This window comes from Cryobacterium breve (genome assembly GCF_027594785.1).
GTDB lineage: Bacteria > Actinomycetota > Actinomycetes > Actinomycetales > Microbacteriaceae > Cryobacterium > Cryobacterium breve_A.
This window is the reverse complement of the sequence record NZ_CP075584.1, coordinates 3,737,871-3,751,370: the sequence shown is the minus strand read 5'-3', so window position 1 is coordinate 3,751,370 and position 13,500 is coordinate 3,737,871. Positions and strand designations below refer to the sequence as shown.

Here is a 13,500-nt window from a genome sequence, read left to right as displayed (position 1 = left end):
GCACCAGCAGCCGTCACCGAATCGCAAGTCCTTGAGCAGCCTGAGTTGCGTCTTAGGACTCCGAGGGCACCAAGGGAAGTTCGGCTCCGTAGTTCCAAGACACGATGGCCGGCTGCTCACGGTAGAAGCTGAGCACGGAGACCGATCCAGCATCCAAGGTGATTTGAGCGCCGAATTGAGGGGCCATCCTCAGGTACACGGCGGTGAGAATGCGCAGGAAATGGCCGTGCGCGATCAGGGCGACATTTCCCTCCTCCATGGCAGGCAGCACCCGCGTGAGCACCCGCGACGCGCGGGCGGCGACCTCCTCGACCGTCTCACCGGGCGTGTGACCACGAATCACGCCGTGGGTGAATGCACTCCAGTTGTAGCCGAGTTCGCTGCGGATATCGCGCGTCGTACGCCCCTCGTACCCGCCGTAGTCCCACTCAACGAGAAGCGGATCAACCTCCGCTTGAAGGCCAGCGAGCTCAGCAGTGCGTCGCGCACGCTGCAGCGGCGAGGTCAGCACGAGGGAGAAATCGTAGCCGGCCACCAACCTGCCCGCGCCGCGGGCCAGTTCCTCTCCCCGGTCGGTGAGCGGAACATCCGTGAGTCCAGTGTGTTTGCCCTCCTTCGACCACTCCGTCTCCCCATGGCGCAAGAGAATCAGCTTCCCTGACGGGTTATCTGGAGCGGGATGGCTGGGCAGCGGCTCGTTCATGAACATACGGCAACAGTAGTATCACCCCCCGGTTTCGATGGAGGTTCTTGATTGATGGAAAAGCCAAGGTCACCCCGCGGGCCTTCGAAACGGGTGGGGGAACAGGCATTCCCGCAATCACGCGGCTACGGCCGTTCATGGTGAGCGCAGACGACTCGGGAAGCGAAGAGATGCTCGCCCCCGGGAACCCCGGATGCCGCTCTCGACATGGACGTACTGCGCTCCCCCGCGGGTGTGAGTTCTCGCGCTGCCCGTCGCGGCCGACCGAGAGGTCCACGAGACCTTCGACACGACCGCCCGGATGACCTCAGGAGCCGAGACGTTCCGTAGGTCTTTACGGCTATCGCCGGGTGCCTCGATGAGACCGCTCGCGTAGCGCGGGGCTCTCGTTAGATCCTTTAACCAAAAAGTCCCGGAAACCCTTGAGTTTCCGGGACATTTGGTGGGCTGTTCGCGAAAGCCAGCAGGGCGCGGATCGTCGGTGACGGTGGAACTCTGTTTCCTCCGCAGCCCTCATTCCTTTCCTCCAGCATTGCCTGGGCCAGACCACTGACTCGGATCGGACCGAGCGCGAGGCGCGAATTCGTGGGTCGCCCACCGCTGTCGACGACCAGTGCAGCTTGGGTGAGGTCGCATATGCAATCGCTTCGTTCGCGGCGTAGAGGTCGGGCGGGCACCCCTGGCAACCATCCCGGCACGATCAGACACGGCCGGTTCCTCGACCCGCCTCTGCCTGATCGGTTCGGATACCTCGAAAAGGAGCTCATCCAGATCTTCCAAGAGTTCAAGGAAGCGGATCACCATTGGTGGCGGCAGGGTCGAAGAACGGGTCATGCCTTCACACTTTTCGCATCGTGTCGGGCCAGCCCCGCCTTCACCCCATGCCGGCGGCACGCCTAAGCTCATCCTCGCCATAGCCGAACGTGTAATCCTCATCCATGCCGTTCGAAAGCCAGATGTTTGCGGCATCCCAGACGCTCAGCGAGTCCCCGCCGGAATCGTCTGCTGCGTCATGGTCCTCCCCGATCGTGCAACGGCAATCCTCCCCGTACTGGGAGGAGCCCCCGTCAATCGTGGAGTACTTCTGATGCTTTGGTCCTGTTGGCATACCGCCGCCACCTTTCAAATCCCCATACAGGCAAGACTGCGCGGGTCGTTTTCAAGACTCGCTAGTGGCCGAGCGACCCTAACGACAGTTCCGAACCGGCCACAGTCGCCGGGTCATCACGGCCTGAGACGCATTGTCAGCCCCAACACCCGGGTGAAGTGAAGGGAGAGCAATAGTCATTGTCATGGCGCTCGGAGTAGTCGTTCATATTGGCCGTCGGCTTGCCACAGGTCGGGCACGGCCAATTGGGCCCCCCACAGGTGCGACTGTTATGTCCGTCAAACCCACACGATCCGCAAGTAGCCATGCCTGGACTCTATCGAACGTATAGCGCTTCGCCGTGCACTGTCGGTGCTGTTTGAGCGACTCGCGTGGTCATTGTGCCGGGTAGGAGCTTCCCATCACGGTGCTCGACCTAACTCTCGGCGGTGCGGAACACGACTACCGCGAAACCCGCGGGGTTGAGGACAGTGCAGGGCGTCTTCCGGCTTTCCTCACTTCAGGGAATCGGTGCAACAATTGCGCGCCACATCCGGGGTGCCGCCCAGACACTTTCCCAGGCGATGCACGACGGGGTGCCCGTGCGCATCGACGTCGACATCCCTACATCCCAGTCCCTCGAAATGGTTGCAAGCCTCGGGGTCTGGGACGCAACGCGGAAGACAAAAAATGCCACAGCCGACACGTCCCTCGCCGAAGCGCTCACCCCACTGGCAAGCGCTCTGGAGAGCCAAATCCAGCACCTGGCGGTCGTCTCGGCCCCGCGGAGCAAGGGGCGTTTGTCGCAGCCATTAAGTCTGTCGTTCGTCGCGCTCAGACTGTCTCTGGCCGGCTGCTGCAGTGCCGCAAGACCCGTGGCAGAATTTCTTAGTTCGGTCGACCGACTAATTCGACACGCTCAACGAGCCGGGCTTCCTCACCGACAACGAAGATGCCGTCGTCGGTGGTCTCCCCGCCATGATTGTCGTCAGTCTCGCGCATTTCTTGGTTGCCAGGAAGTTGACTATGTGTGCCGCGAACCCTGTTGCCGCCGACGGCCGGCCGGCCGGCCGTGCACATTCTCACGGGCCGCCTATCGGGCGGCTCCACGAACTCGTCTGATCGTTCTGAGCGCTAGGTTTGAGCCAGTTCATCAATAACTGGGGGGCATGCCATGGACAGCAGGACACACCGGCGGAATGTGGCAGTTTTTATCGACTTGGAAAACATGTTCGGCGGCTACAACAACGACGTCTCTGGAGTACCGTTGTCGCGCATGCTCAGAGAAATTCGCCACTTCATTGAGGATCTTCAGATTGGGTCGAGCGCGGCAACAACAAAAGCGTATGCCAATTGGATGGTGGCGGGTATGTCAACCTACCGCCGAGAAATGCTTGAGAACGCAGTCGAGCCGGTTCAGATTTTCTCCTACGCGGGGGCGGGAAGAAGAACCCAGACGAGGGCCGCAGGAAGAACGCGGCCGACGTCCAAATTGTGGTTGATGCGCTCAGCGTTGCAGTAGAGGCACCTTGGGTTGACGTATTTGTGATTGTGAGCGGCGATGGTGATTTCATTCCTCTGGTCCGCCGTCTTCAGTATCTCGGCAAGTACGTCATTGGAGCTACGCTGACCGGTGCCGGCGCGGGTGGGGTGAGCGCATTGTTGCGATCAAACGCTGACCACTATTTCGAAGTTGATGCCGGAGTTTCAAGGGCTGCCGTGGAAAACGCTTCGAATATCACCAAATCATCTGACGTGAGCATCAAAGAGTTGAGTGTGACACGGCTTCCTTCCGACAGGATCCCGACGGTCAACGAGTACGTGCAGTCCGTTAAAGCGATCGTTCTGCAAAACCCCAAGATGATGAGGGGTGACGAAGTTAGTGGTGCCCTGTTGGGGAACAAACTCCGTACGCAGTGGCCCCGAGTGAGCTTCAGCACGTATGGATTCAAGACACTCGGTGATTTCGTCGACAACGAATGCGGACTGAAGATCTATCGCCCGACTAGCGTCAAGAATCCGACGTCTAAGGCTGCTCCGGCGGAAGCAGAGAAGGCGTCTACGCCAACTGATCCGGTCGCTGTTCCAGATGCGAATACACTGCGCCTGTCGCTCGAGGCTGTCGAACCGGCCGTCATCTATCCGAAGCTCACATCGCTCATGAACGTGCTCGCAGAGTTGACTGTTCGATTTTCACCCATGGAACCTGAAGCTCTCCTAGATGCACTCGGGGACGACCTCCCGGACGTGCCCGCAGAACAAATCAGGCTCGCGCTCGGGCTGTTGTTCGCGGTAGGGGCGTTTCGAGTGGACGACGACTCATCGCTGATGCTGACGTCCGACGTGACTCGCGTGGGTGACGGAATTGCCCTGGTCTTGGGTGACGCCAGAAGGCGGGCCGAGACGATAGAAATGGTCCCGAAGGATGAGGAAATTCGGGAGGCACTGTTTGGGCCGGAGCAGGAAGTTCTCAGCGCGCATCTCATCGATCACAGTGAAGGCGCTCCTTCACATTATCTTGGCGTGACATCGGGCGCCCGTGCTCAGGTCCATATCTCGTCCTAGTCCGAGGCACCACCTCGTAGCTATTCCTCGGCCCTTTGGCATTAATTTCGGCCGTGGCAGGTGCGCGATGTCAAGGCAAAGGCGATTGCACCTCTCCACCCGTTTCCTTGACGTTCGGTCAGTCTCAACCTTCCGAGTGCGGGTCGCCCCAGAACTGGGGTGTGTCCGCTGTCAGAAAGGGGACAAGAAGGCGATCGTCTTTATCGAAGAAAATGCATGGGGTTCGACCCTGTTGAGCTCGGGAACCCGGCTTGTCGAATCGATGGGCGACGCCTAGGCGATTCTCATCGGAGTCGGTGACGTCGCGCCGTCCCTGTCGCAAGCCTGCTAGCGTCCTTCGCCATCGAGATGACACAAGGCCAACAGCTTAACCGGACGGGCTGGCAGCCACTGATGAAGTTTCACTGTGACGTCGCTTGGCTGGGGACCTTCCGTGGCTGGGTCTTCGCTTAGCTGTAGCAACTCCAACTGCCCTCTCTTTGTGCGATGCTCAACACTTCCAGAAGGCTTTGTTGCAGTGCCGGTGACTCATATCTGGAAATTCGTCGGATCGCTTGCAGCGCTTATTTCTTCTTTGCCTTCTTGGCTGCAGCGAGCTCCTTTTTTAGCTTTGCATTCTTGTCCTTCTGCTTGCTCAGGGCGAGGGAGAAAAGCCCATCCTTCTTGATTTCTCGTGGGGTTCGGTTCGTCGCGCCAGGTGTACGAGCCATGTGGACTCCTTCGTGTTATGAACAGGTATTTTTCATCATAGTTACGATGACTAGAACGCACGATTCCGCTCACGCCGCGTCCTCATTAGTCCTTTATCAAGAGCTGCCGGGCCTACCAGCTTGCGACTTGAATCCAAATGTCCGTGAGACAATCAGCCCATGACTGACAACGGCACATATTGGGTGCTTAGGCCTGATCCGGTGAATGCAGGATGCATTGTGGCTGAGCGCGTGATGGGTGATGACGGCCGCGTTTTCGGCACGACGGGTTGGGCGTCTCTGGAACACGCGGCGCTCAACCTTGAAGCGCGCGGCTTCTTTCGTGTACCCATTAGAGAGGACGAGAAAAGACTCGGCATCGTCGAGGTATGGGCGTCGCCTCTTTAACCTCGGCGCACGCTGCCGGATGCTTGTAATGACGGCCCAGGCCGAGACGTCCGAGCCGACAGGACACTGTGCAGCGGTAGTACTCCGCCTGCCCGGCTCACTCGCAACTATCACCGAACCCGCGCGGGAGCTTGGTCCTTGTGGCCCCTTCTTCCGCCGGATCCTCGAGAGAACGCAGTCGCGCCTCGAGGCTCCCGCAAAATCTCCTGAGGGTCACCGATGTCCTGATACATCACATCCCTAGCCCTAACCACCTCGCTCACCGACGCGCAAAAGCCGATAGGTGCCGTTATGTAAGAAACCCACCAGTCAGTGCCGGTAGTTCGTGGCTCTGAGTGTTCCCGCGACCGCGACCACGTGCCGACGATCCCCGGAAAAATGCAGAAATACTTGGCAGTTCGAGTTCTCACGTCGGATGGCACTCAAGGCAGTACAGCGCCGATAACAGTCATATGACAGCCCCGAAAGTGAAGTCCACCGAGCCTGCCCAACTGCGTCAGGCGGGCCAGCTCGCGAAGCACGTTGGAAGTCGCCATCGCCATGTAGTGATGATCCCTTTTATCGAACGCTGCGGCGGGGCCCTGTCCAACTACCTCACCCGACCTCCTTCAAATCGGCATATGGACCTTTCGGAACCCCCATAGAAGTGCCCAGCCGGAGGACAGCCGCCATATCTTCCGCCGAAACGAACGCGTTTGTGCTGGCCATGAAGCGAACCCGAAAATCTGGGTCGCGGCACAGGTCTGAGATTTGCGCGGGATCCGAGGTCAGTTTGGCGATCAGCACTCGTGTATCCACGTTCTGTTTTGCGATTTTGATCTGAGTCAGAAGTCCTTGAAGTTCTGGCCCTCGGAGTCGGCGCACTGCGGCGAACACGACGCTGCTCGATTTCTCATGGGACCATCGGTGCGTCGTAATCACGCCATGCGAGACGCCCAGGTTTTCCAGTACCGTTTTCCGAACCAGTGGGCCGCACTCTTCAAGCAGCCGGCTTGCCAGAGGATCGGGCAGGCTCGGATTGGCGGCGACCGCGTCCTTCCAATCGGTTTCTTCGCTGTCGACGGCGAGGGCGAAGAACCGGGGTGAGAGATTTGGATGTTTCAACACTCCGGTGCGCAACACACCTGCGGCATGACCGGCAGCATCGTCGAACGCCATCTGCGCGATCCGGTCGAGCAAGAACGCTGGGAAGTGATGGATTTCTGAGAGCAAGGCCAGCATTGGATGGATCCGGATGGTCGACAAGAGCGACCATGTCTTCAACGGCGAGTCCAGGATCGCTTGCGGCATCCAAAGCCACCAAGATGTTTCCACTCCAGATAGGCGCGCGGAGGGCGTCCGGCTGTTGATCCGGCGTCGGTGCCGCGTCGGGGCAATGGCCCCGCGATCCGTTATCCAGTTCGTGCTGGTCGCTTTCGAGGAATTGCCCGCCGCCGATGTGCACGATGGCGCTGTCGTCGGGCAGAGGTGTAGCCGCAGTGAATCCGGCCCGGTCGGGCGCGGGAACAACGCCTGCTCTTGCAAGCAAACTCAGGGCGCGGTGCTGACGCTGCCATCTGAGGTCGTTTGCGAACACGACGAGGCGTTCTAACACCGCCATTTCCGCCTGTGCATCGCCGAGAAGGTGGAAAAGCTGGCTGAGCAAGAAATAGGGTTGGCTGCTGACGCTGCGCGAAATGTCGATCTCTGACCCGTACGCGGACGCATCTCGACGTCTCTCCTTGGACCGGTGGTTCGCCTCCGCGAGAGTTTCAACGCAGTCAATCCAAGCGACGAGGTCTAGTCGGGCTTCGTCAACGTCGGACTCGAATATCCGCGGTCCACTGGCTGTGACCTTGAGTTGCGCCGCCCACTCGGACGCCTCGACAGAACCGCCGGACGAGCGAGCCAGTGATTTCACGAAAGCCTTGACGACCTTCTCCCTCTCCGCTGTGATCTTCGGAGAAGAGCTGACGCGACTGTCCGCGACTGTGATACATTTCGGCGTCCATGCCCGTCCGTTGTGAAAGCGAAACCTCTTGGGACGGAACGGGTCATGGAACCAGCCGGCGGCAATGACCTCCGGCTCGATCGATTCAGCCTCGATGGAGTCGACCGGGCGTTTGGCCACCCGGATCATGTCGGAAGGTGTTGTGTCCCGTCGGGCGGGAAGCGCGGTAACGAAATTGGTCACTCCGAGAGCTTGGGCAAAGGATCCGACGAAAACGGGCCAACTATCAATATCGCGCTGGAAAACAGCGACCAAGGTAAGCCCGAGCTCTTCGGCGCGGGCCATCTTCCACTGAGTTTTCTCGTCGTACTTTGCGTCCCCTGCCATCCCGAAAAACTCGACGAATATTCCGCTGATCTCGAAATCGGCGCGCCGATTTGACTCCGGATACAAAGGTTCGCGTCGGTGGTCGATGCCGTTGGCGTGCAGCCAATCGTCAATTACACGCTCACCCAAAGAAAAGCACAGGTGCCCATCGTTTGCCACATTGACCGTCCCCCTGGCGGTGCGTCGCCTCCCATCGGTAAGAATCCCCGACGCGACGAGCAGATGATGCCACGACCCGAACACTTCATTGACGGTTTCAGGATCGGGGACGCTCTGCAAGGCTCGTAAGAGCGACATGATCGATTCCACCGGAAGACTGTCAAGGATCGACTTGTGGGTTACGGACTGCCGCCAGTTAGTGCCGGTTGGCACTAGACCGCTCAGTGCGTGTATTTGGCCAACGCTGACGGCGACGAGGGACGCATCCACTAGCAATGCGCCTGGGTTCGGCGTCGCAGAGAGACACTCGCCGCAGAATAGGGCGACGGCTTTCTCGCCGCACCATCCGACGAGACCCTTGCTGTGTTCCGGCGAGTCGCAGATGCGGCAGCGAGTCGGCGCCAGCTCAATTGCGCCGAGGCGATTATGCCTGACGCCGGAGGGCATCTGAGGCAACTTGTAGGTGGTGGACATGCACTCAGTATTCCCCCAAGCATGTCGCCCCACCTGCTCACGCCACGGTGCCGCCCTCAGATTGAGCGCCAGGTGTCATGGTTTCTCCGGAAGAGTGACCTGTCCACGGGCCACGGGTGAGCGTTCGACTAACCGGTGAACCGCGCGCCGGATTGTGCGATCGCGCTGGCATGGGAAGGCGGTGAGACGTCCGATATGAGCGGTTATGTCAGCTGGGCCGAAACCCGCCAGTCCCTGCTGGCCACGAGACGAGATTGCCGTGCCATTGGAAAAGGAACACGATTCGCTCTTGAGTCAGCGGAGCCGCGACCGTCCCGACGTGATGAGCGAATTCCTCACGGCGTTGGAGTCAATCAAACCGTCCGCAGTCCCTTCCTGTGCGCGTCGGAGGTGATTTGAGCATTGCGAGACGTGCAATCTGCGAGCATGAGTAAATGGGGCGAATTAGAACGTGGGTCACCTTCCATCGCGAAGACATAGGTCAGCACGAACTCGTGCACATGAGCGCTGACAGCACGACCGTTGAGGATGGGGTGGAGTGGGCCGCTGCGGCGATTCCACGACAGTATGCTTCTGGACACGAAATCGCATCGGTCCTCGCTTCGCTTGGGAAGGCGAACGCCGCGAAGTACCTCCTGGGCAAAGTGCCCACGGGAATTCGTGCACGCTCGGGTGAGCTCGGCGAGATCATCGGAACTCAGTACGCGACTCGCGAGCTCGGCTATCGGATGCTTGCTCGCTTGCGATGGAAAGACAGTCGCGAGATGCCGATGCGCGGCGACGATCTCCTCGGCGTCCGTTTGGAGAAGGGCGGGTCCTTGGCCTTCTTAAAAGGCGAAGCGAAGAGCCGTGCGTACCTGTCCAAAACGACGTTGAATGAGGCAGAGACCGCGCTTTTGCGCGAACACGGGCGTCCCTCAGCCCATTCCTTGAGCTTCATGGCAAGCCGGCTCTTCGAGATGGGGGACACGGACCTCAGCAATAGAATCAAGGCCGCTATGCTGCAGAATCGCATTGCACAGAAACAGGTCACACATTTACTGTTCACATTCACGGGCAACAACCCCCGCAAAATTCTTCGTGAGCACACGGAGTCTTACACGGGACGAGTCCGCCGCTTAGTAGTGGGCCTGCAAGTCCACGAACATCAGGAATTCATCAGTAACGTCTTCAAGAGAGTAGTGCGTAGTGCCCGGACGCGCTGATCTTCTCAGGGACTCGATAGATGAGGCTACGGCTTCCGGATTTCGGGGGCGACTTCTAGCTCGAGGCGAAGCACGTGCGATGATCTGGCGTGACGGCGCACTACCGGATGACACACCTCCGTTCGACACTCTCCTGAGTGATGACCTCATGTCCTACGGCTACGCTCTCCTTGAGCACGGCCTCGAACTTGCTGATATCGACGGGTCCGATGAAACATCCCGGCGAGCGTTCGAATACGCGGCGACAGCGATTGAAGCTGTCATCGCAAATGGATCACCCACGCAGGAGTCGGGCTTCCATCGCGTGGTCGCAGCAGGGGCCTTTCATCTTGCAAGATTCTCAGGCTCGAGCGTACTCACTGCTTCAGCCCTCCCAACCCAGCAACGAAAATTCTTTCGGCGAGCAATGCCTCATACTCCTCATGTTGCGTGATCTCGACGCTTTGGCAGACTTCGTCTCGGAGGGACGAGCCGACGTACGCGCATCGGACTCCCACCTCGTAGGCCAACTGCGAGAGTTGCTTGAACCCGGCGAAGACCAAGATCAAGATCAAGACGAGGATCAAAGAGACCACTCGGAGGTTTTCGACGTCGTCGATGCGGCTTTAACAGACGCGTTCTTGGGAGCCATCAGCTCGGCGCTCTTGGCCTTCGAACGAGGTGAGGAGCAGCTGCTCAACACTGCCGTTGAACGACTTCGAATCGGGCTACATGGGGCCGGCATTTTAGGTATGGTTCCCCAATGGTGGTGCCATAGGCTCGCAATTCATCTACTTCGTGAGTTGTGGCAGTCGAGCTTTCACGTTGTCCTGCCGCGAAGCCCTGACGGCGACGACCGGGACGGTTGGGATCAACTGCGCGAAATCTTCATAGCCTCACTCTTTCGTCGCCGCAGATCAGAGATCGAAGTATGGCCATCGCAATTGGAGGCCGCAGCCCGTGTGCTCGACACACAGGAGAATCTAGTCGTCTCTTTACCAACCAGCGCAGGCAAGACCCGCATAGCGGAGCTCTGCATATTGGCGACGCTAGCTGAAGGCAAGCGTGTCGTGTTCGTGACGCCGCTGCGAGCCCTATCGGCACAAACCGAGGCTGTTCTCGAGCGCACCTTCGTCCCCCTCGGCAAGACAGTTTCTTCGCTATACGGCACCACAGGGGTCAGCCATGTCGACGAAAGCATCTTGCGAGATCGAGACATCGTGGTGTCCACCCCTGAAAAACTGGATTTCGCTCTGCGCAACGACCCCGACCTTCTCAACGATGTGGGCCTCATCGTTCTAGACGAAGGCCACATGATTGGCATGAACGAACGGGAAGTTCGCTACGAAGTTCAAATTCAGCAACTTTTACGTCGGCCTGACGCTTCGGTCCGACGCATCGTGTGTCTCTCTGCGATACTCCCGAGCGGGGACGAAGTCGAGGACTTCGTCGGCTGGCTCACCAACGACAAACCGGGCGGACTCGTATCGAGTGACTGGCGACCAACCACGCTCCGGTACGGCGAGGTCGTTTGGCGTGGGGGGAACGCTCGGTTGAACGTTACGGTGGGCGACGAGGAGCCGTATGTTCCGCGATTCCTGACCGAGTCAAACCCCCGAGCAAACGAAGAAGAACGCCCTTTCCCCATAACCAGCAAGAACTGACCCTTGCAACGGCATGGCGCCTGGTCGACGACAAGCAGACCGTCTTGATCTTTTGCCCTTTGAAAGCTTCCGTCAACGCATTGGCTTCGGAAGTCGTAAAGCTGCACCTGCAGGGCGCCCTTCCTTCAGTGTTCGACGGGGACCCACACCAACTTGACACCGCGCTGGCAATCGGCAGTGAATGGTTCGGTCTCAACCATCCAATACTTGATTGTCTAAGGATCGGCGTCGCTGTCCATCACGGATCCTTGCCGGGCCCATACCGCAAGGAAATTGAGCGACTACTTCAGCTTGGCGCATTGAAGATAACGATCTCGTCGCCGACCCTCGCTCAGGGCTTGAACCTTTCAGCAAGCGCGCTTGTCATCCACAGCCTGTGGCGTTCCGGAAAGATGATCGAACCATCAGAATTCAGAAACATTGTTGGACGCGCCGGTCGGGCCTTTATCGACTCATCGGGGCTGATCGTCCACCCTATGTTCGAGCCCACCTGGAGGGCGCGAAAGAACTGGTCGGATTTGGTTGCGGATGCGCAGCCGCGGGATATGCAGAGCGGACTCGTCAGGCTGCTCCTGGAATTACTCGTTCGCATGCAACGAAGTCTCGGAGAAACGGACTTGGATCGTCTGCTGGAATACGTGACGAGTGCGGCAGCTTGGTCCTTCCCTGAATTAGCCGACGAAGCCGCTGCCGATGCATCGATATCCAGAAGAACTTGGACCTCGCAGGTCGCAAGTCTTGACAGCGCGTTGTTGAGCCTTGTCCACGACGTCGAGATCGAGCAGAGTGACGTTGCCGCGTCCCTAGACGCTGCCCTATCCTCTTCCCTATGGGCCCGAACACTCGCCCACAAGAACGAGAGTGTTCGGCTGGCACTTAGAGTCGGTCTATTGGCACGATCAGAGGTAATCTGGCGGGGTTCAACCCCGGCTCAGCGAAAGGGCTACTACCTCGCAGGCGTCGGTTTCCAGACCGGTCGGCAACTTGACCTTTACTCAGATGAACTCAACCGCCATCTTCGCGCAGCTGACGCGAGCATAATGCTAGGCCACGAAACCCAAGCCGTTGAATCGATCATCGAATTCGCTCGAATCGCCTTCAACGTTGTTCCTTTCACTCCGAAAGCCCTCCCCAACAACTGGGAAGAAGTTCTAGCCGACTGGCTGCGAGGTCGACAGGTCGTCGAAATCCGATCCGACGATGGTTTTGCCGTGTTTGAGTTCATCGAGGAAAGTCTTGCTTATCGGCTCCCTTGGGCACTCGAATCCGTTCGCGTGCGCGCGACAGCCCACGAATCTGCAGACTCAAGCCCGTGGGATTTGGACACTCCCGATCTCGGTCTGGCCGTAGCGGCGGTGGAATCCGGCACTCTAAACAGGTCAACCTCACTATTGATGCGAGCGGGATTCGCCTCTCGTTCAGGGGCGATAGCAGCCGTCGATTCCACCGGGGCAACCTTCACGACCCTGACCGAAATGAACGCCTGGTTGAACTCGGAGATCGTGCTTGAAAGGGCGTCAGACCTCGGCTGGCCAACACTCTCGACCAGAGAGGTCTGGGCGAGTTTTCGTGCTCGAAGCACACCGTCCCAGCAACGAACCTGGCATCACGAGGAGCATGAGGTAGCCGCAGCTTGGTATGGCTCGTACCAGCCAACACCCGGCGCTCCGTACCGGGCAGTGTCACTGGACCATGACGAAACCGTACTCGAAACCTCGGATGCGCAACGAGTTGGAAAACTCGTGTCTGCGCTTAATCCGAGGCGACAGGGACTGCTCAGGGTGACGGCGCGAAATGTTCCGAACGCGGTAGAACTCAGCTACTTGGGCCCCGCAGATCTAACATTTTAGAGGTTCCACTTACCCCGACGAACTCTGCGGCGTGGTCTGACAACGGTCAAACTAGCGGGGCAGCCGGCCATCGCTCAGTAGAGCCGGGGTGCAGCAGTGCAGGTGTCATCAGATTTGGGTTTCCTCCGTACCCGCTAGAGACCATGCGGAACCGTATGTGCCAGGCGACTCGCCCGATTCGGCACCCGTGATGACGGGGCCGACGCCGGCAGGGGCAGGGAGCAGGGAGACCCCAGTTCGGCTCGAGTCCCATGGCCGCCGGTGGTCCGTTCCCCGGTCAGTTAGCCTCCGACAAAGGAGGCAGCAAGCCGGTCGAGCGCGCCCAGCATTTCCGCGGGCGTTTGCGAGAGGTCGAGTGGATGTTCGGTCACGTCGATATCCGTGAAGGCGACCCGTCGGG

The 13,500-nt window shown here is 59.1% G+C and carries 10 protein-coding genes; 6 read left to right on the top strand and 4 right to left on the bottom strand.

Going from position 1 to position 13,500, the window contains the following annotated elements:
* Positions 1–52: 52 nt before the first annotated feature.
* Positions 53–709, bottom strand: a complete 657-nt coding sequence (locus KIV56_RS18210; protein WP_281534519.1) for a histidine phosphatase family protein — start codon at positions 707–709, stop codon at positions 53–55.
* A 2,255-nt stretch (positions 710–2,964) separates the two neighbouring features.
* Between KIV56_RS18210 and KIV56_RS18205 the strand changes: the two genes are divergently transcribed.
* Positions 2,965–3,312 carry an NYN domain-containing protein gene (locus KIV56_RS18205; protein ID WP_281534518.1) on the top strand — a complete coding sequence of 116 codons (348 nt, stop codon included), beginning with the start codon at positions 2,965–2,967 and terminating at the stop codon, positions 3,310–3,312.
* Positions 3,285–4,355, top strand: a complete 1,071-nt coding sequence (locus KIV56_RS18200; protein WP_281534517.1) for an NYN domain-containing protein — start codon at positions 3,285–3,287, stop codon at positions 4,353–4,355. Before KIV56_RS18205 ends, KIV56_RS18200 begins: the two co-directional genes overlap by 28 nt.
* A gap of 528 nt (positions 4,356–4,883) precedes the next feature.
* Here the strand turns inward: KIV56_RS18200 and KIV56_RS18195 are convergent.
* Complete coding sequence (locus tag KIV56_RS18195; RefSeq protein ID WP_281534516.1) at positions 4,884–5,138, bottom strand: hypothetical protein; 255 nt, start codon at positions 5,136–5,138, stop codon at positions 4,884–4,886.
* An 86-nt stretch (positions 5,139–5,224) separates the two neighbouring features.
* On the opposite strand from KIV56_RS18195, the gene KIV56_RS18190 reads away from it, so the two are divergent.
* A complete protein-coding gene (locus KIV56_RS18190; RefSeq protein ID WP_281534515.1) occupies positions 5,225–5,452 on the top strand; it encodes a hypothetical protein in 228 nt (75 codons plus the stop codon).
* A 594-nt stretch (positions 5,453–6,046) separates the two neighbouring features.
* On the opposite strand, the gene KIV56_RS18185 is transcribed toward KIV56_RS18190, so the two are convergent.
* Positions 6,047–6,328 carry a hypothetical protein gene (locus tag KIV56_RS18185; protein WP_281534514.1) on the bottom strand — a complete coding sequence of 94 codons (282 nt, stop codon included), beginning with the start codon at positions 6,326–6,328 and terminating at the stop codon, positions 6,047–6,049.
* A 103-nt stretch (positions 6,329–6,431) separates the two neighbouring features.
* Positions 6,432–8,402: a DUF2510 domain-containing protein gene (locus KIV56_RS18180; RefSeq protein ID WP_281534513.1), complete on the bottom strand. Its 1,971-nt coding sequence runs from the start codon at positions 8,400–8,402 to the stop codon at positions 6,432–6,434.
* 500 nt (positions 8,403–8,902) lie between these two features.
* On the opposite strand from KIV56_RS18180, the gene KIV56_RS18175 reads away from it, so the two are divergent.
* The 3 genes from KIV56_RS18175 (at position 8,903) to KIV56_RS18165 (ending at position 13,100) form a co-directional block, all read left to right on the top strand.
* Positions 8,903–9,607: a Hachiman antiphage defense system protein HamA gene (locus tag KIV56_RS18175; protein WP_281534512.1), complete on the top strand. Its 705-nt coding sequence runs from the start codon at positions 8,903–8,905 to the stop codon at positions 9,605–9,607.
* Positions 9,608–10,125: 518 nt separating this feature from the next.
* Positions 10,126–11,250, top strand: a complete 1,125-nt coding sequence (locus tag KIV56_RS18170) for a DEAD/DEAH box helicase (protein ID WP_281534511.1) — start codon at positions 10,126–10,128, stop codon at positions 11,248–11,250.
* Positions 11,251–11,309: 59 nt separating this feature from the next.
* The gene (locus tag KIV56_RS18165; protein ID WP_281534510.1) at positions 11,310–13,100 is read left to right on the top strand and encodes a helicase-related protein; all 1,791 of its coding nucleotides are present in this window, start codon (positions 11,310–11,312) and stop codon (positions 13,098–13,100) included.
* Positions 13,101–13,500: the final 400 nt, after the last annotated feature.

Bases quoted from the DNA above. Each gene is read 5' to 3' on its own strand.
- KIV56_RS18180 (WP_281534513.1), bottom strand. From the start codon at position 8,402: ATGTCCACCACCTACAAGTTGCCTCAGATGCCCTCCGGCGTCAGGCAT.
- KIV56_RS18190 (WP_281534515.1), top strand. From the start codon at position 5,225: ATGACTGACAACGGCACATATTGGGTGCTTAGGCCTGATCCGGTGAAT.
- KIV56_RS18210 (WP_281534519.1), bottom strand. From the start codon at position 709: ATGTTCATGAACGAGCCGCTGCCCAGCCATCCCGCTCCAGATAACCCG.
- KIV56_RS18205 (WP_281534518.1), top strand. From the start codon at position 2,965: ATGGACAGCAGGACACACCGGCGGAATGTGGCAGTTTTTATCGACTTG.
- KIV56_RS18175 (WP_281534512.1), top strand. From the start codon at position 8,903: ATGAGCGCTGACAGCACGACCGTTGAGGATGGGGTGGAGTGGGCCGCT.